General features: G+C 54.8%; 17 protein-coding genes. 6 read left to right on the top strand and 11 right to left on the bottom strand.

All coding sequences use genetic code 11. The annotated features are described in order from the left end of the window. The first annotated feature begins 90 nt into the window (after positions 1-90). Together B9Z46_RS11610 and B9Z46_RS11615 are read left to right on the top strand one after the other, a co-directional pair. The gene (locus B9Z46_RS11610) at positions 91-1,293 is read left to right on the top strand and encodes an ammonium transporter (protein WP_108256651.1); all 1,203 of its coding nucleotides are present in this window, start codon (positions 91-93) and stop codon (positions 1,291-1,293) included. 228 nt (positions 1,294-1,521) lie between these two features. Then, positions 1,522-1,998 (top strand): RNA-binding protein, encoded by a 477-nt coding sequence (locus B9Z46_RS11615; RefSeq protein ID WP_108256653.1) that lies wholly within the window; start codon positions 1,522-1,524, stop codon positions 1,996-1,998. 69 nt (positions 1,999-2,067) lie between these two features. Here B9Z46_RS11615 and B9Z46_RS11620 read toward each other — a convergent pair whose 3' ends face one another. Genes B9Z46_RS11620 through B9Z46_RS11635 form a run of 4 tightly spaced genes read right to left on the bottom strand, consistent with a single transcriptional unit; the run spans position 2,068 to position 5,050 of the window. Then, positions 2,068-2,862 carry an SDR family oxidoreductase gene (locus B9Z46_RS11620; protein WP_108256655.1) on the bottom strand — a complete coding sequence of 265 codons (795 nt, stop codon included), beginning with the start codon at positions 2,860-2,862 and terminating at the stop codon, positions 2,068-2,070. A 32-nt stretch (positions 2,863-2,894) separates the two neighbouring features. Then, complete coding sequence (gene lptC, locus B9Z46_RS11625; protein WP_158268433.1) at positions 2,895-3,503, bottom strand: LPS export ABC transporter periplasmic protein LptC; 609 nt, start codon at positions 3,501-3,503, stop codon at positions 2,895-2,897. Beyond that, positions 3,503-4,069, bottom strand: coding sequence for an HAD family hydrolase (locus B9Z46_RS11630; protein ID WP_055359382.1), 567 nt, complete (start codon positions 4,067-4,069; stop codon positions 3,503-3,505). Before B9Z46_RS11630 ends, lptC begins: the two co-directional genes overlap by 1 nt. A 3-nt stretch (positions 4,070-4,072) precedes the next feature. Next, positions 4,073-5,050 carry an SIS domain-containing protein gene (locus B9Z46_RS11635; protein ID WP_055359381.1) on the bottom strand — a complete coding sequence of 326 codons (978 nt, stop codon included), beginning with the start codon at positions 5,048-5,050 and terminating at the stop codon, positions 4,073-4,075. An 81-nt stretch (positions 5,051-5,131) separates the two neighbouring features. Here B9Z46_RS11635 and B9Z46_RS11640 point away from each other — a divergent pair, with 81 nt between their 5' ends. Beyond that, a complete protein-coding gene (locus tag B9Z46_RS11640; protein ID WP_108256659.1) occupies positions 5,132-5,692 on the top strand; it encodes an adenine phosphoribosyltransferase in 561 nt (186 codons plus the stop codon). Between the two features lie 19 nt (positions 5,693-5,711). On the opposite strand, the gene B9Z46_RS11645 is transcribed toward B9Z46_RS11640, so the two are convergent. From B9Z46_RS11645 to rpmH, 6 genes are all read right to left on the bottom strand, one after another. Next, the gene (locus B9Z46_RS11645; protein ID WP_108256661.1) at positions 5,712-7,499 is read right to left on the bottom strand and encodes an ABC transporter transmembrane domain-containing protein; all 1,788 of its coding nucleotides are present in this window, start codon (positions 7,497-7,499) and stop codon (positions 5,712-5,714) included. Between the two features lie 4 nt (positions 7,500-7,503). After that, entirely contained in the window at positions 7,504-8,961 is a 1,458-nt protein-coding gene (gene mnmE, locus B9Z46_RS11650) for a tRNA uridine-5-carboxymethylaminomethyl(34) synthesis GTPase MnmE (protein WP_108256663.1), read from the bottom strand. 95 nt (positions 8,962-9,056) lie between these two features. Further along, positions 9,057-10,742 (bottom strand): membrane protein insertase YidC, encoded by a 1,686-nt coding sequence (gene yidC / locus B9Z46_RS11655; RefSeq protein ID WP_108256665.1) that lies wholly within the window; start codon positions 10,740-10,742, stop codon positions 9,057-9,059. Next, complete coding sequence (gene yidD / locus B9Z46_RS11660) at positions 10,739-11,023, bottom strand: membrane protein insertion efficiency factor YidD (protein ID WP_108256667.1); 285 nt, start codon at positions 11,021-11,023, stop codon at positions 10,739-10,741. Before yidD ends, yidC begins: the two co-directional genes overlap by 4 nt. After that, entirely contained in the window at positions 11,020-11,427 is a 408-nt protein-coding gene (locus B9Z46_RS11665; RefSeq protein WP_108256669.1) for a ribonuclease P protein component, read from the bottom strand. The genes yidD and B9Z46_RS11665 overlap by 4 nt, the downstream gene beginning before the upstream one ends. Before the next feature lie 76 nt (positions 11,428-11,503). Then, entirely contained in the window at positions 11,504-11,638 is a 135-nt protein-coding gene (rpmH, locus tag B9Z46_RS11670; RefSeq protein ID WP_028820859.1) for a 50S ribosomal protein L34, read from the bottom strand. Positions 11,639-11,887: 249 nt separating this feature from the next. Between rpmH and dnaA the strand changes: the two genes are divergently transcribed. The 3 genes from dnaA (at position 11,888) to gyrB (ending at position 17,279) form a co-directional block, all read left to right on the top strand. Then, on the top strand, positions 11,888-13,288 hold the full coding sequence (dnaA, locus tag B9Z46_RS11675; protein ID WP_108256671.1) for a chromosomal replication initiator protein DnaA: 1,401 nt from the start codon (positions 11,888-11,890) through the stop codon (positions 13,286-13,288). Between the two features lie 172 nt (positions 13,289-13,460). Then, on the top strand, positions 13,461-14,570 hold the full coding sequence (dnaN, locus tag B9Z46_RS11680) for a DNA polymerase III subunit beta (protein WP_055359373.1): 1,110 nt from the start codon (positions 13,461-13,463) through the stop codon (positions 14,568-14,570). Between the two features lie 105 nt (positions 14,571-14,675). Then, positions 14,676-17,279 (top strand): DNA topoisomerase (ATP-hydrolyzing) subunit B, encoded by a 2,604-nt coding sequence (gyrB, locus tag B9Z46_RS11685; protein WP_108256673.1) that lies wholly within the window; start codon positions 14,676-14,678, stop codon positions 17,277-17,279. Between the two features lie 9 nt (positions 17,280-17,288). Here gyrB and B9Z46_RS11690 read toward each other — a convergent pair whose 3' ends face one another. Beyond that, positions 17,289-18,158 carry a DMT family transporter gene (locus tag B9Z46_RS11690; RefSeq protein ID WP_335337954.1) on the bottom strand — a complete coding sequence of 290 codons (870 nt, stop codon included), beginning with the start codon at positions 18,156-18,158 and terminating at the stop codon, positions 17,289-17,291. Between the last annotated feature and the right edge of the window lie 24 nt (positions 18,159-18,182).

Genomic DNA, 18,182 nt, shown 5'->3' on the forward strand with positions numbered 1-18,182 from the left:
ATTTGGCGTGTTTTTTGCTTGCTTTTGGTGCGCAACGCCCAATGATGGATTTTGCGCACCAAATTAATTCAAAAATAAGCAGAGATAGACATGGAAGCACTAAAACAGGGCGCGGATGCGCTCTTTATTTTGTTGGGCGGCATCATGGTTTTGGCCATGCACGCGGGTTTCGCCTTCTTGGAGTTGGGTACGGTTCGCAAGAAAAACCAAGTCAATGCCTTGGTCAAAATCTTGGTGGACTTTTCCGTGTCCACTGTGGTTTATTTTGTGGTGGGCTACACCGTGGCCTATGGCACAGGATTTTTTGTCGGCGCCGAAACCTTGGCTGCCAAAAATGGTTACGACCTGGTGAAGTTTTTCTTTTTACTCACCTTTGCCGCGGCCATTCCAGCTATCGTTTCTGGCGGTATTGCCGAACGCGCCAAGTTTTGGCCTCAGCTGATCGCCACCGCGTGTATTGTGGGCTTTGTGTACCCCTTCTTTGAGGGCATTGCTTGGAACCAGCACTTTGGCGTGCAGGCTTGGATCAAAGCCACCACTGGCGAAGAGTTCCACGATTTTGCAGGTTCGGTGGTGGTCCACGCCATGGGTGGCTGGATCGCATTGCCAGCCGTCATTTTGTTGGGCGCACGTTACAACCGTTATCGCAAAGATGGCGCTGTGTCCGCACACCCACCCTCCAACATTCCCTTTTTGGCCTTAGGCGCATGGATTTTGATTGTGGGTTGGTTCGGCTTTAACGTAATGAGCGCCCAAACGCTCGACAAGATTTCTGGCTTGGTGGCCGTGAACTCTTTGATGGCCATGGTGGGCGGCACCTTGACCGCTTTGCTCTTGGGCAAGAACGACCCCGGCTTTGTGCACAACGGCCCTTTGGCGGGTTTGGTGGCCGTGTGCGCAGGTTCTGATTTGATGCATCCCTTTGGCGCCTTGGCTGTGGGTGCCGTTGCAGGCGCTTTGTTTGTGGTGATGTTTACCTTGACCCAAAACAAGTGGCAGATCGATGACGTGTTGGGTGTTTGGCCACTGCACGGTTTGTGTGGTGCCTGGGGCGGTGTTGCAGCTGGCATCTTTGGCTTGCAATCCTTCGGTGGCTTGGGTGGTGTGTCTTTCACAGCCCAACTCATTGGCACCTTCATGGGCATTGCATGGGCCTTGTTGGGCGGCATCGTGGTCTACGGCGCGTTGAAGTTGACCGTGGGTTTGAAGATGAGCCCCGAAGAAGAATACGAAGGCGCGGATCTGACAGTTCACAAAATCAGCGCAACGCCAGACCGCGAAGTCAGTTGGTAAAGAGACAAATACACGTCGAATATCAAGTATTTAAAGGGCTTTCAAAGAATTAACTTGCCAAACCCTTTGTTTTATGGCCCATAATGGCTTAACACACGTTCCAAGAGCGTGTGTTTAGTTCGCGGTGTACAGGTGTCAGTTTCGCTTCCTTCCAGAGTTTTTTAGGTTTGTTGATGCGTTTTTGGGGCTCCATCGCTTTTGTTTCTGTGTTTAGAGGAGTCCCTTTCAATGGGCAAAAAACTATACGTCGGCAACCTGCCGTACTCGGTTCGTGACGGTGATTTAGAGCAGGCTTTCGGCCAGTTCGGTTCCGTGACCAGCGCTAAAGTCATGATGGAACGCGACACAGGTCGCTCCAAAGGCTTTGGCTTTGTGGAAATGGGCACTGATGAAGAAGCTCAATCTGCCATCAACGGCATGAACGGCCAGCCTTTGGGCGGTCGCAGTGTTGTTGTGAACGAAGCACGTCCCATGGAAGAGCGTCCTCCCCGTTCCGGTGGCGGTGGCTTCGGTGGCGGCGGTCGTCGTGAAGGCGGCGGCGGTTACGGCGGCGGCGGTGGCGGCTACGGCGGTGGTGGTGGTCGTCGCGAAGGCGGTGGCGAGTCCGGTTTCCGCAGCCCTTACGGCTCTGGCCCACGTGGCGGCGGTAACGGTGGTGGCGGTCGTCGCGAAGGCGGCGGCGGTGGCTACGGCGGCGGTTATTAATCGCTTTCCCACCTCACTGGCACTCTAGGGTGTCAGTCAAAAAAGAAGCCCTGCATTGCAGGGCTTTTTTCATGGGGCGCGGTGTTTACGGGGTTGGTTCTTAAAGGCCCTGTCGAGTAAAGCATCGGGCAAGATGCGCAGCAAGCGTGTCACCCATGCCATCTGCCAGGGGATCACCTGAAAGCTGGTGCCCCTCTCAATGGCTTTCAAGGCTTGGTCTGCAAACGCATCAGCCGTCATTAAAAAGGGCATCGGAAATTTGTTCTTTTGCGTCAAAGGCGTCTTGATGTAACCCGGTGCCAAGGTCACCACTTTGAAGCCCTGCGGATTGAGTTCACCGCGCAAGCTTTCGCAATAACTGATGGTGGCCGCTTTGCTGGCGCAGTAAGCTGCGTGCCCAGGCAGACCGCGAATGCCCGCCACACTGGCAATGCCGACCAAGGTGCCCACATGGCCATTGCGCATCGACGTGATGTCGCGCGACTTCATGGCTTCAATGAAGGGATGAAAGGTGGCCGCCATGCCGATCACATTGGTGCTCATCACTTGGTCAAACACGTCCAAGTCGTTGCGCACGCTGGTGTCCATGCCAATGCTGATGCCTGCGTTGGCAATCACCACATGGGGCACACCTTGCGCGGCCATGCAGGCCTGCGCTGCTGCGATGATGCTGTTGGCCTCACTGACGTCGGCGCTGTAACACTGTGCATCATCGCTGCCAATGCCTTGCGCGGCCAGCCACGTTTGCATCTCTGCTTGTCTGCGCGCTGCCAGCGCCAAACGCCAACCAGCTTGGTGAAATTTCAAGGCCAGTGCTTGACCAATGCCACTGGAGGCACCGGTGATGAAAACCAAGGGACGCATAAAAACTTTCGAAGGTGTTGTGGCGCGAAGGTTTAACGCTTTGCAGGATTGACCACGCCGCGAACTTTGCCGCTCAACTCGTATTCACCTGTTTTGCTGTTCATCGCCATGCGCTCAGCAGTGAACACATCTTGACCTCGGCGAATTTCAACAGGCACGTGGCTGACCAAACGCTCTTCTTTGACAAAGGCCTGAATTTCTTGACTGCGCAATTCGATAGCGGCTTGAGGTTTGTCAGCCTTCATGCTGGCTGGTTGTGTGAATTGAACATTGCCGATGAACGTGACCAGCGAGCCATCGCCTTTTGCAATGGCGCGATCGGAGCGCGCTATGACGCGTTTGCCTTCTTGATTTTGTCCACGCATTTGCACTTGACTGATATCGAGCGTGTCGATGTCAGGGAAATGCTGTGCACGATCGCCACTGAGTTCGCGCGTGAGGCGGCCGGTGCTGTCGAAGGATTTCACGGAAAATCCTGAAAGAAAGTAGTCGGGTTCGTACCGAACTTGTTTGCTCTTAGGCTCTGCTAACAAACTGGGCAGGCTGCGCACCAGCCACCAACTGCCCAAGGCAAAAAGCGCCATCAACACAGCTGGCAGGTAGAGTGCCAAGCGGTCTAGCAGGCGCCGAATGCCATTCATCATGCAGCGGAAGAAGAACCAACACGAGCCAACAGTTGGCCGTAGTGGCCGCTGGCCACCACCAACAAATCGCAGAGCTCACGCGCAGCGCCGTCGCCGCCCTGGCGCGCAGTCACGTAATGTGCCAGTGCCAATGCTTGCGCATGGGCATTGCGCGGCGCGCATGCAAAAGCTGCGCGTTGCATCACAGGCAAATCGGGCCAGTCATCGCCCATGGCCGCGGCTTGATGCCAACCCAGCCCTAAGCTTTTTAAATAGTCTTCTGCCGCGGGTAACTTGTCTTCTGTGCCAAAACGCGCATGCTCTATGCCTAAGGCTTTGAGTCGCACGCGCAGAGGTGCCGAGTCACGGCCAGTGATGATGACGGGCGTGATGCCTGCATGCTTCAAGAGTTTCAAGCCGTGACCATCCAAGGTGCTGAAACGCTTGAGGGTTTCGCCCTGTTCAGAAAAGTACAAACCACCATCCGTGAGCACCCCATCAACATCCAAGAACGCCACTTTCACACCTTGCGCTTGGAGCAGCAACTCGGGTGGAAAATTCAAGGCGGGTTCAATGGGTCGCATGGCTTAAATCACTTTGGCGCGCATCAAGTCATTGCTGTTCAGTGCGCCACTCAAGAGGCCTTGCGCATTGACCACCAGCACGCTGGTAATTTTGAATTGCTCCATGAGCTCGGCGGCTTCAACTGCCAAGGCATCTTCGTTGACGGTGCGTGGATTGGCGTGCATCACATCTTTGGCCAACAAGGCGCGCAGGTCCACGCCTTTCTCAATCAGTCGGCGCAGATCGCCGTCGGTGAAGATGCCCAGAATGTGACGCTGTTCATCCACGATGGCCGAGGCGCCCAAGCCTTTGTGGCTCATCTCGCGCATCAGTTCAGAGAAGCTGGCGTTGGCAGACACGTGGGGCACTTGATCGCCTTTGCGCATCACATCGCTGACATGGGTGAGCAAACGACGGCCCAAGGAACCGCCCGGGTGCGAGCGCGCAAAGTCTTCGGCTTTGAAGCCGCGAGCATCCAGCAGGGCAACGGCCAATGCATCACCCAAGGCCAGTTGCGCCGTGGTGCTGGCCGTGGGTGCCAAGTTCAAAGGACATGCTTCTTTTTCAACACTGCTGTCGAGCACCACATCGGCATGCTTGGCCAACGCAGAACTCATGCCGCCCGTCATGGCGATGAGGGGCACACCCTGACGCTTAAGCACGGGCAAGATGGACACCAATTCATCGCTCTCGCCACTGTTGGAGATGGCCAAGACGACGTCAACCGCTTTGATCATGCCCAAATCGCCGTGGCTGGCTTCCCCTGGATGCACAAACATGGCGGGGGTGCCTGTCGACGCCAAGGTGGCGGCAATTTTGGAGCCGATGTGCCCGCTCTTGCCCATGCCGGTGACAACCACGCGGCCTTTGACGTTGAGCATCATTTGAACGGCTTGTGTGAAACGAGCGTCCAAGCGAGATTTGAGGCCCACCAGGGCAGCCGCTTCAATGTCCAAAGTCTCGCGTGCGAGTTGGAGGGCTTGTTCAGGGTTGAATGACATGGGGCTTATTTTAGCGAGGGAAGGCAGAAAGCGTGACTATGATGACGATCTAAGTCAGAAAGCCCGATGGGAGTTGTCGAAATGAGCGAAGTTGCTTTGTCCGTGAACGATTATTTGAAAAACAACATTCGCACAGTGCCCGATTGGCCCGCCGCTGGGGTTCAGTTTCGTGACATCACGCCTTTGCTGCAAAACCCCAGGGTTTTTCGTGTGCTGATTGATGCGTTTGTCCACCGCTACATGGCGCCGGAGATGCGACCAGATGTGGTGGCGGGCCTGGATGCGCGAGGCTTCATTCTGGGTGCGGTGGTCGCTTATGAATTGAATGTGGGTTTTGTGCCCATTCGCAAAAAAGGCAAACTGCCCTTCACCACGGTCGAAGAGACTTATGAACTGGAATACGGCACAGCCACCGTCGAGTTGCACACCGATGCCGTCAAACCGGGTCAAAAGGTGCTGTTGATCGATGACTTGATTGCCACGGGCGGCACCATGATGGCGGGCATGAAGCTGTTGGAAAAACTGGGCGCCCAAGTGATTGAAGGCGCCGCCATTGTTGACTTGCCCGAGTTGGGCGGCTCTGCCAAATTACGCGATGCAGGTTTGCCGCTGTTCACCTTGGTGAACTTTGACGGTCATTGAGACTTGCACCGCGGTGTGCTTAGGCGTTGAATTGCAGCGCAGCCAAACCGGCGTAGACGCCGCCCATTTGCACCAATTCGGCATGCTTGCCTTGCTCGACCAAGCGGCCGTGCTCGAGCACCAAAATTTGATCGGCTTGTTGCACGGTGGCCAAGCGGTGCGCAATGACCAGCGTGGTGCGACCGCGCATGGCCGATTCAAGCGCCGCTTGCACCATGCGCTCGCTGTGTGCATCCAGCGCACTGGTGGCCTCGTCGAGTAGCAACAAGGGAGGGTTTTTGAGCATGGCGCGCGCAATCGCAATGCGTTGACGTTGGCCGCCTGACAAGCGCACACCCCGCTCACCTAAGAAGGTGTTGTAGCCTTCCGGCAAATCCACAATGAATTCTTCTGCAAACGCAGCGCGTGCTGCTGCGCGTACTTCTTCATCGGTGGCGTCGGGCTTGCCATAGCGAATGTTGTCCATGGCGCTGCTAGAGAACAGCACGGGCTCTTGCGGCACGATGCCGATGCGTTGTCTTAAATCATGCAGGCTGAGGTTTTGGATGGGCACACCGTCCAGCACAATTTGCCCATGCTGTGGATCGTAGTAGCGCAGCAACAAGCCAAACAAGGTGGTTTTGCCAGCACCGCTGGGGCCCACCAAGGCCACTGTTTGACCCGCTTGAATTTGGACCGAGAAGTTTTCTAAAGCAGCTTGAAGCGGCCGCGAAGGGTAATGAAACTGAAGGCCTTCAAATGCCACGGTGCTGCCAGTCGCTGGTGGAACAGAAGTGACGGGATGCGCAGGCGATTGAACGGGCGATGTGCTGCCCAGCAATTCCATCAGGCGTTCGGTTGCGCCTGCCGCGCGCAGCAAGTCACCGTAGGTTTCGCCCAACACTGCCACTGCGCCTGCAAAAATAATCACGTACAAAACAGCTTGGCCCAATTGGCCGGCTGACAGCTCACCGGCGATCACGGCTTGTGTGCCTTGGTACAAGCCCCACAACAAGAATGCCGCATTGGCAATGATGATGAAAGCTACCAGTACGGAGCGCGCACGCGTGCGGCGAATGGCTGTTTGGAAACCTTGTTCTGTAGCGCTGGCAAAGCGGCCAGCTTCGCGTGCTTCGGCGGTGTAGCTTTGCACCACGGGCATGGCGTTGAGGATTTCAGTGGCGATGCTGCTGGCATCGGCCACACGGTCTTGGCTGGCGCGCGACAAGCGGCGCACGCGGCGGCCATACATCGTGGCAGGCCAAACCACCAAGACCACCGTGACGACCAATTGCAGCATGACGGTGGGATGAGCCCACACCAACATGGCCAAGGCGCCCACGCCCATCACCGCATTGCGAAGACCCATCGACAAAGAACTGCCCACCACCGTTTGAACCAGGGTGGTGTCGGCGACCAATCGGCTGATCACTTCGCCAGTGGGTGTGGTTTCAAAGAAGGCCGGGCTTTGTTGCAGGACGTGGCTGTAAACGGCATTGCGCAAGTCGGTGGTGACACGTTCACCCAGCCAACTGACCGTGTAAAAACGTGCGGCTGAAAACAAGCCCAGAGCCACCGCCACGCCAAACAGCATGAGGAAGTTGCCACGCAGTGCCATGGCTTGTGCGCCGGGATCGGGGTGCTGCAAACCGTTGTCGATCAACTGTCGCAAAGCCACTGGAAACACCAAGGTCGAGGCTGCCGCCATCACCAAAAACACAAAAGCCAAACCAATTTGCAAACGGTAAGGTTTTAAGAATGGCAACAGGCCGCTCAAAGATTTAGGGCTTTGAGGTGCAGGTCGATCGATGACAGCGGACTTGGCCATGGGTTTATTTACCGATACAAAAGCTAGAGAAAATAACGCCGAGCAAATCGTCAGCGCTGAATTCGCCGGTGATCTCGTTCAAGGCCGATTGAGACAAGCGCAACTCTTCCGCCAACAAATCAAGAGATTGTGCTTGTGCACGCAAATGTGCGTCGGCCACTTCGAGATGCGACTGCACCCGCTTGAGTGCTTGAACGTGGCGCTCACGCGCCAAGTACAAACCTTCAGTGGCAGGTTGCCAACCTGCGGCGGCCAGCAATTGTGCACGCAGCACATCAATGCCTTGCCCTGTTTTGGCTGACAAGTGAATGTCATGTTGCACCTTGCGTACATCGGATGTGGCGGCTCTGGTTTGTGCACTGATGGGCTCAGCGACTTGCGCCAGATCGCACTTGTTCCAAACGTGAATCAAGGTAACACCTGCTGGCAATTGAGTAGACAAGGCGTTTTGAATTTGTAAGTCGGCCTGCGCGTATTCAGGCAAGTGTTGCCGTGTGAGGTCGTGTAAAAACAAAACGGCATCGGCGGCGGCAATTTGGTCCCAAGCGCGTTGAATGCCGATTTTTTCCACCTCATCAATGCCATCGCCTTCGCGCAAACCAGCGGTGTCGATAACATGCACAGGCACGCCTTCAATTTGGATGGTTTGTTGCACCACATCGCGTGTGGTGCCGGCAATGGGCGTGACGATGGCCAACTCTGCGCCGGCCAAGGCATTGAGCAGCGAGCTCTTGCCAGCGTTGGGCTGGCCCGCAATCACCACTTTGATGCCTTCGCGCAGCAAGGCGCCTTGTTGTGTGCGCTCGAGTACTTTGGACAGCTGCGATTGCAAGCGCTCAAGCTGTCCTTGTGCATCGGCTTTTTGCAAGAAGTCAATTTCTTCTTCTGGAAAATCCAGCGTGGCTTCGACCAGCATGCGCAGGTGAATCAGCTTGTCGCGTAAGACGTGAATCTCTTTGGAGAAGTCTCCCGCCAAGGATCTGCTGGCGCTTCGGGCTGCAGCACCCGTAGAGGCATCGATCAAATCAGCGATGGCCTCGGCTTGGGCCAAATCAATTTTGTCGTTCAGAAATGCGCGCTGGGTGAACTCGCCCGGTGCGGCCAAACGCAAACCTTGCAACAACGGCATGCCTGTTGCGGTGTCCAGTTGACTGGCTGCTTGCATGCAACGCGCCAACAACAGTTGCAGCACCACAGGGCCACCGTGCGCTTGCAACTCGAGCACGTCTTCGCCCGTGTAGGAGTGGGGTCCTGGAAAAAAGATGGCCAAACCTTGGTCGATGGGCTCACCTTGGTCGTCCTTGAATGGCAAGTAATGGGCTTGTCGCGCTTGTAAATTTTTTCCGCACAACATGTCGGCCCATGCTTTGAGCTTAGGGCCTGAAATGCGCACGATGCCAACCGCGCCTCGGCCAGGGGCCGTCGCAATGGCAATGATGGGATCCTGGTGGCGCGACAACATGGTGGTGCAGGTTTGTTTTCAAAGCAACAGGGCCGCATGCGCGGCCCTGTTGTGGATGGTTTAACTCAGCATGGGCTCAGTTAAGTTGAATGGGCTCAATTGAATTTTGGCAGATTGAACTGCGGCGGTACACCCATGCGTGTATTGATCACCCATTGCTGTGCAATCGACAAGATGTTGTTGGTAATCCAATACAGCACCAAGCCAGATGGGAAGAAGAAGAACATCACGCTGAAGATGAGCGGCATGAACCACATCATCTTGGCCTGCAAGGGATCTGGTGGTGCGGGGTTGAGCGCCGTTTGCAGCAAGGTGGACAGTGTCATGACCACGGGCAAGATGAAGTAAGGATCGGGCGCTGACAAATCGTGAATCCAACCGATCCAAGGTGCGTTGCGCATTTCAACAGAAGACAACAGCACCCAGTACAAAGCAATGAACACTGGAATTTGAACCATGATGGGGAAGCAACCACCCATTGGGTTGACTTTCTCTTCGCGGTAAATGCGCATCATCTCTTGCTGCATTTGCTGTGGGTTGTCTTTGAGGCGTTCGCGCATCTCCATGATTTTGGGATTGATGGCTTTCATTTTGGCCATGCTCGCATAGGCCTTGGCATTGAGCCAGTAGAAGGCGAGCTTCAGCAAGACCACCAAGGCGACGATGGACCAACCCCAGTTGTGCAAGAAGCCGAACAGGCGGTCAAGCAGCCAGTACAAAGGCTTGGCCAAAACCGTGAGCCAGCCGTAATCTTTGACCAACTCAAGGCCAGGCGTGATCACTTCCAGCATTTTTTCTTCTTGAGGACCCACAAACAAAGTGGCGTCCAATGTTTTGGTTTGACCTGGGGCCACTTCGCTGAAGGGTGTGATCATGCCAACGGCGTACAAGTTGTTGTCGACTTTGCGTGCAAAGTTTTCTCGAGCTGTGTTGGCAGGCAAGACCCATGCAGATGCAAAGTAATGCTGAACCATGGCCACATAGCCTTGTTGCGTGGTTTTCTCGAAGTCAGCTTTGTTCTTTTCGATGTCAGTGAATTCGATTTTTTGATACTTCTTGGCATCGGTGTAAATCGCAGGACCCGTGAAGGTGGAGTAAAAAGAGGACTCGCCTTCTGGCTTGTTGCCATCGCGGACCAACTGAACGTAAAGCTGTGGCGATGCGGCCACGCTGCCTGTGTTGATGACTTGATGCGCCACTTTCACCGCATAGCTGCCACGGGTGAGGGTGTAAGTTTTGACCAACTTGAAACCGCCCACATCGCCAGATTCAAACTTCAAGGCCAATTCGTTTTGACCTTCTTTCAGCGCGCGCTCGCCTGTGAATTTCATAGGCGTTTTGTGTGATGCAAAGGCGCCGCCGATCAAACCAGTTTGAGCGACATACACGCGGGCTTTGCTTTCGTCGAGCAAAACGAACGGTTTTTTGTCGTCTTGGATGTCACCAAATTTGACGAATTCAGAACGCACCAAGCTGCCACCTTCTGTGTCGAAGCTGAGCTTCAGGACATCGGTGCTGACATCAATGCGTTCACGCGCTGAGTCCGCAACAGGCGCTGTGACGCCAGGAACTTGCGCGGGGCCTGCGGGTGCAGCGGCTGCCGGTGTGCTGGCCACAGGGACACCATCAGGTGCTGCCGCATTCACTGCAGGTGCGGTGGCCGTTGTGGGTTTAGGGAAGAAGGTGGCTTTGTGGCCGTTGTAAATTTGCCATTGGTCCCAAAGCAGAACCATGGAGAAGCCAAAGATGACCCATAAAAAGGTGCGGCGAATATCGTTCATGAAGACTTCTTCGAAGAGGTGTGAGTTAACGGGTGTTGCAACAAACGGGAAAGCCACTGGGGTGCCTGTTCGGGCACCGGATCGTGGCCGCCATTGCACCAAGGGTGGCAACGGCCTAAGCGTTTGAGAGTGAGGTAGCTGCCAACGCCTGCGCCATGCTGCTGGAGGGCATCCAATGCATAAACAGAGCAGGTGGGCTCAAACCGACATGCCGATCCTAACCAAGGGCTGAGAAAAAGGCGATAACCTTTCACAATGCCGATCAATAGTTGTTGGATCATGGCTTGTTGGCTGCGCGCTCAAACAATTGCTCAAGTTCTTGCCGAACGGCCAGTTTGAGCATCGGTGAGGTGGCGCTGATGAATTGTTGGCGATCAAAGCCCGAGCGCAAGCGAACCACGTGCGCAGCGCAAGGCAAGCGCACTTCAAATTGTGCGCTGACGTTGTAGATTTGGCGTTTGATGGCGTTGCGCGTGACGGCACGCTTGGCCCACCGTTTGGGGACCATGGCGCCAAGCCAAACTTCTTGGGTCTGAAAGAGGGGTGCGATGTGCGAGTCTTCGGCCGAGGCCAAGGGCTTGGCTTCGGGCAGGTTAAGACGGTGCAAAGCGAAATGCGGGGTGCGAGAAACCGTGCCGCCGGCAAGGGCGGCCTGGAATTGAGGGCGGGTTTTTAAACGCTGCACACCACTGCCGAGTCATGGAATTGCTCAGCAGCCAAGCCATTGAGGGGCTGGGCTCACGCGGCTGCTCTCGCTTAAATTAAGCTGCCAGGCGTTTACGGCCTTTGGCGCGGCGTGCGTTGATCACAGCACGGCCGCCGCGAGTTTTCATGCGAACCAAAAAGCCGTGAGTACGTGCGCGGCGTGTTTTAGAAGGTTGGTATGTGCGTTTCATTTTTGACGTTCCTGATGACAGACCCTCCAAAACCACATGGTTATTTTTGGAGGAAACCGGCGATTATCGCAAACTTTCTGGGGGCTGGCAAACCCTAAGTCTGGCGCTTCTTGAAAAAAACCAAGTTTCAGTTCAAATTTTCTGGTTTATGATGCCCCAAACCCATCTTTTTGGATGTGGATAAACTCTTGATAAAGTTATTTTGAACGTCATGATTCTTCAAACTGTCCACACCCAAGGCATGCCCGCATGAGCAATGGACAGCACCCCCACGACGGCGACGAAGCAGGCCAAGCACTTTGGCAAGTTTGCCTTGATGAACTCTCGCAGGAAATGCCCGAGCAGCAGTTCAATACGTGGATCAAACCCCTCACCGCGCAGGTCTCGGAAGACTTCTCCAAGGTCACTTTGTACGTGGCCAACCGTTTCAAATTGGATTGGATTCGTGCGCAATACAGTGCCAAGCTGGCCGATGTTTTGTCGCGCTTGCACGGACAAAAAATTCAAATTGAGTTAGCGCTTGCTACCAGAGAATCTCAAGGAAAAACAGCATTTTCAATGGCCAAGGCCGCCTTGGAGGCGCGACCAGAACCAGCAGACTTGCCCGACGAAGCGCCCAGCGATGGCCATCGCCACCGCTTGAACACGGCCTTGACGTTTGATACCTTGGTGGAAGGTTCCGCCAACCGCATGGCCCGCGCAGCGGCCATGCACGTGGCCACCATGCCCGGGCATCTCTACAACCCCTTGTTCATTTATGGTGGCGTGGGTTTGGGCAAGACTCACCTGGTGCATGCGGTAGGCAATAAATTGCTGGCCGATCGCCCCGATGCCAAAGTTCTCTACATTCACGCCGAACAATTTGTGTCAGATGTGGTTAAGGCCTACCAGCGCAAAACTTTTGATGAATTCAAGCATCGCTACCACTCGCTGGATTTGCTGTTGATTGACGATGTGCAGTTCTTTGCCAACAAAGACCGCACCCAAGAAGAGTTCTTCAATGCCTTCGAAGCTTTGCTGGCCAAAAAATCACACATCGTGATGACCAGCGACACCTATCCCAAAGGCTTGGCCGACATTCACGAACGCTTGGTCTCGCGTTTTGATTCAGGCCTGACGGTGGCCATCGAGCCCCCTGAACTTGAAATGCGGGTGGCCATTTTGATCAACAAAGCCATCAGCGAGGGCAGCGTCATGCCCGAAGAAGTGGCCTTCTTTGTTGCCAAGAATGTGCGCTCCAACGTGCGCGAACTGGAAGGCGCCTTGCGCAAAATCTTGGCTTATTCGCGCTTTAACCAGAAAGAAATCTCCATCCAACTGGCGCGTGAGGCCCTGCGCGACTTGCTGTCCATCCAAAACCGACAGATCAGCGTTGAAAACATCCAAAAAACGGTGGCTGATTACTACAAGATCAAGGTCGCCGACATGTATTCCAAAAAGCGCCCGGCCAGCATTGCGCGGCCACGCCAAATTGCCATGTACTTGGCCAAAGAGTTGACCCAAAAAAGCTTGCCCGAAATTGGGGAATTGTTCGGCGGGCGTGACCACACCACAGTGTTGCATGCCGTGCGCAAAATCAGTGCCGAACGCCAACAACTGACCGAGCTGAACCAGCAATTGCACGTTCTGGAGCAAACCCTCAAGGGCTAAGCCTTCTGGCTCAACAAACAGCCTTTGAAATGGGCGCCAACCAGGGGGTGGGCAAGCCCCCCCAAAGAATGCTGAATTAAGGCGGCCCGAAGCGCAATTTAGGGCTAAAAATCAGCGAAAATCTAGGGGCTCCCAAATTCCAAATTGGGGCCCCCCGAAAACAGAGGAAGACATGATCGTACTGAAGGCCACCCAAGACAAATTGCTGTCTGTTTTGCAATCCGTTTCTGGCATTGTGGAACGTCGTCACACATTGCCTGTTTTGGCCAATGTGTTGATTCGCAAAACTGGCAAAGCATTGCAGTTGACCACCAGCGATCTTGAAATTCAAATTCGCACCACCGCTGAAATGGATGGCGATGCTGGCGACTTCACCACCACGGTGGGCGCACGCAAACTGATCGACATTTTGCGCACCATGCCTTCCGATCAAACTGTGAGCTTGGAATCCAGCCAAAGCAAATTGATTTTGAAGGGTGGCAAATCCAAATTCACTTTGCAAACTTTGCCCGCCGAAGATTTTCCTTTGGTGCAAGAGGCCGCCAGCTTTGGCCCTGTGTTCAGCATTCCACAAAAGACCTTGAAGCAACTGCTCAGTCAAGTTTCTTTTGCCATGGCCGTGCACGACATTCGTTACTACCTCAACGGCATATTGTTTGTGGCTGAAGGCAAGCAGTTGTCTTTGGTCTCCACCGATGGTCACCGTTTGGCATTTGCTTCTGCCACTTTGGACACCGATGTGCCCAACAAACAAGAAGTCATCTTGCCGCGTAAAACGGTGCTCGAAATGCAGCGCTTGCTCAGCGACGCCGAAGGCGCCATCGACATGCAGTTTGCCAACAACCAAGCCAAGTTCAGTTTTGGTGGCATGGAGTTTGTGACCAAACTCGTTGAAGGCAAGTTCCCAGATTACAACCGTGTCATCCCCAAAGGCCATCGCAACAATTTGACGCTGGGTCGTCAAGCTTTGTTGTCATGCTTGCAGCGCACCGCAATTTTGACCAGCGACAAATTCAAAGGCGTCCGCCTCAATTTGGATCCTGGCACATTGCGTGTGGCGTCGACCAATGCCGAGCAAGAAGAAGCCGTGGACGAGCTCGACATTGATTACGGCGGTGACAGCATTGAAATTGGCTTCAACGTGACCTACATCATCGATGTGCTCACCAACATGGGCCAAGACATGGTGCGCATTGATTTGGCCGATGCCAACAGCTCTGCACTCATCACCATTCCAGAAAACGACCAGTTCAAATACGTGGTGATGCCCATGCGCATTTAAGGCCTGAACTGATTGACGGTGACCTAAAAACACCCCAAGTACAGCCTTTCGAAACCCGCGTTGATTCGCGGGTTTCGGCCATTCGAGAGATTGAGAAAAGTAAAAATGACCGAAGAAAACAAGCCAAGCGCCGAAGAGTTCACAACCATTCAGCCCATCATCGACACCAACCAAGCCGGCGCCTCTGAGGGTTATGGCGAAGGTTCGATTCAAATTTTGGAAGGCTTAGAAGCGGTTCGCAAGCGCCCTGGTATGTACATCGGCGATACGTCCGATGGCACCGGCTTGCACCACTTGGTGTTTGAGGTGGTCGACAACTCCATCGACGAAGCTTTGGCCGGTCATTGCGATGACATCGTGGTGACCATTCACTCCGACAACTCCATCAGCGTGACCGACAACGGCCGCGGCATTCCCACCGGTGTGAAGATGGACGACAAGCACGAGCCCAAGCGTTCGGCTTCAGAAATTGCTTTGACAGAATTGCACGCAGGCGGCAAGTTCAACCAAAACAGCTACAAAGTGTCCGGTGGTTTGCACGGCGTGGGCGTAAGCTGCGTGAACGCACTCAGCAAATGGTTGCGCCTCACGGTGCGCCGCGAAGGCAAAGTGCATCAAATCGAATTTGCCAAAGGCTTTGTACAAAACCGTTTGCTCGAAATGGTGGACGGTGTTGAAGTGTCGCCCATGAAGATCACGGGTGCCACCGAAAAGCGCGGTACCGAAGTTCACTTCTTGCCCGACACCGACATCTTCACGCAGAACAACGATTTCCATTACGAAATTTTGGCCAAGCGTTTGCGCGAACTGAGCTTCTTGAACAACGGTGTGCGCATTCGTTTGAAAGACGAACGCACAGGCAAAGAGGACGACTTCTCTGGCGCTGGTGGCGTGAAGGGCTTCGTTGATTTCATCAACGCCAACAAAAAAGTCTTGCACCCTAATGCGTTCATCGCCATGGGCGAGCGCCCTGCCGATTCCTACGGCGGCATTCCCGGCACCAGCATCGGTGTGGAAGTGGCCATGCAGTGGAACGATGGTTACAACGAAAGCGTTTTGTGCTTCACCAACAACATTCCACAACGTGATGGCGGCACTCACCTCACAGGTTTGCGTGCGGCCATGACACGTGTCATTGGCAAGTACATCGAGAAAAACGAAATTGCCAAAAAGCAAAAAGTCGAAGTCAGTGGCGACGACATGCGCGAAGGTTTGTGCTGCGTGCTCAGCGTCAAAGTGCCCGAGCCAAAGTTCTCTAGCCAGACCAAAGACAAGTTGGTTTCTAGCGAGGTGCGTGCACCCGTAGAGGACATCGTGGCCAAAGCCTTGGGTGACTTTTTGGAAGAGCGCCCCAACGACGCCAAAATTTTGTGCGGCAAGATTGTCGAGGCTGCACGTGCTCGTGAAGCTGCGCGCAAAGCTCGCGAAATGACACGTCGCAAAGGTGTGCTCGATGGCATGGGCTTGCCAGGCAAGTTGGCCGACTGCCAAGAAAAAGATCCTGCGCTGTGCGAAATCTACATCGTGGAGGGTGACTCCGCCGGTGGTTCTGCCAAGCAGGGCCGCGACCGCAAATTCCAAGCCATCTTGCCACTGCGCGGCAAGATCTTGAACGTTGAAAAAGCACGTTACGAAAAATTGCTCACCAGCAACGAAATCGTCACGCTCATCACAGCGCTTGGGACGGGTATTGGCAAAGCTTCTGCCGAATCGGGCAAGAGCGGTACCGATGACTTCAACGTCGACAAATTGCGATACCACCGCATCATCATCATGACCGACGCCGACGTGGACGGCGCGCACATTCGCACCTTGCTGCTCACGTTCTTCTATCGTCAAATGCCCGACCTGGTTGAACGCGGCCACATCTACATTGCGCAGCCACCCCTCTACAAAGTGAAGGCTGGCAAAGAAGAGTTGTATTTGAAAGATGCGCCCGCACTTGATGGCTTCTTGCTCCGCATCGCTTTGAAAGACGCCAGCATTGCCACCGGTGGTGCATCACCTCAGGTGCTCAGTGGCGACACACTCGAGTCTTTGGCGCGTAAGCACCAAGTGGCCGAAGCCGTCATTCACCGCTTGTCCAATTTCATGGATGCCGAAGCATTGCGCGCCATTGCCGATGGTGTGGCCCTCAACCTCGACAACCTCGACAACGCCGCTGAATGCGCGCCTGCTTTGCAAGCCAAACTGCGCGAACTCAACACCACTGGTGTGCCTGCCGAAGTGACCGCAGAGTTTGATGCGCGCACCGACAAGCCCTTGCTTCGCATCAGCCGTCGCCACCATGGCAACATCAAGAGCAGCGTGATCACGCAAGACTTTGTGCACGGTGCGGATTACGGCGCATTGGCCGAGGCGGCCAATACCTTCCGCGGTTTGCTCGGCGAAGGTGCCAAGGTCATGCGCGGTGAAGGCGACAAGCAAAAAGAAGAGAAGACCAACGACTTCCGCCAAGCCATGCAGTGGCTCATTGGCGAAGCCGAGCGCACCACCAGCCGCCAGCGTTACAAAGGCTTGGGCGAGATGAACCCTGCACAGCTTTGGGAAACCACCATGGACCCCACTGTTCGCCGTTTGTTGCGTGTGCAAATTGACGACGCCATTGAAGCCGATCGCGTGTTCACCATGTTGATGGGCGACGAGGTCGAACCACGCCGTAACTTCATTGAAGGCAATGCGCTGCGCGCTGGCAACATCGACATTTGATGTACCGAATCAATCCTTGATGTTTCTTTGACCAGCGGTCATGGCGCTTCCCATCGAAGCGGCCATGATCAGTCCGATGGCACTGAGTTGCTGTGCAGTCAGTTGCTCAGACAGCACCAACCAACCTGCCAAAGCTCCCACGGCTGGCTCCAAACTCAACAAGATGCTGAAAGTTTGTTTGGGCAAGTGTTTGAGCGAATACATTTCCAAGCTGTAGGGGATGGCGCTTGACAGCAAGGCAATGCCCAAACCTGTCAGCATCCATTCCACATTCAACAAAGAAGTACCGGCCACGCTGATACCAAAAGGCGTGACCACCATGGCCGCCACCAACATGCCCATGGGGGTGGCAAAGGCACCAATGCGATCGGCCACACGCTGACCCAACACGATGTACATGGCCCAGCAGAATCCAGCGCCCAAAGCGAAGGCAATGCCGACCGGGTCCAGTGCGCTTGCGCTGCCCGCGTCCATGGTTTGGGACAAAGGCAAGATCAAACCCATTCCCACGACGGCCAACACAATCCAAACAAAATCAAGCGGCTTTTTGGAAGACCACAAGGCGACGGCCAAGGGGCCCGTGAATTCAATGGCAATGGCCAATCCAAAGGGCACAGTTTTGATGGCGCTGTAAAACAGCAAGTTCATGACCCCCAAGGTGGCGCCAAACATCACCAAGGGTGGTGCATCGGCCCAGGTCCAGGCGCGCCGCCAAGGCCGCCAAAAGGCCATCAGCAACAGCGTGGAAAAAATCAGTCGGTAGGTGGTGGTGCCTTCGGCGCCTACAAATGGAAACAAGCTTTTGGCCAGCGATGTGCCTGCGCACAAGGTGATCAAACTGCCCATGAGGGCGGCAACAGGTAGAAATGGAAATCGCAAGTTTTATTTTCCGAAAGATGGGGG

Origin of the sequence: Limnohabitans sp. Hippo4 (genome assembly GCF_003063605.1) — a bacterium.
In the GTDB taxonomy this organism is placed as follows: Bacteria; Pseudomonadota; Gammaproteobacteria; order Burkholderiales; family Burkholderiaceae_C; genus Limnohabitans_A.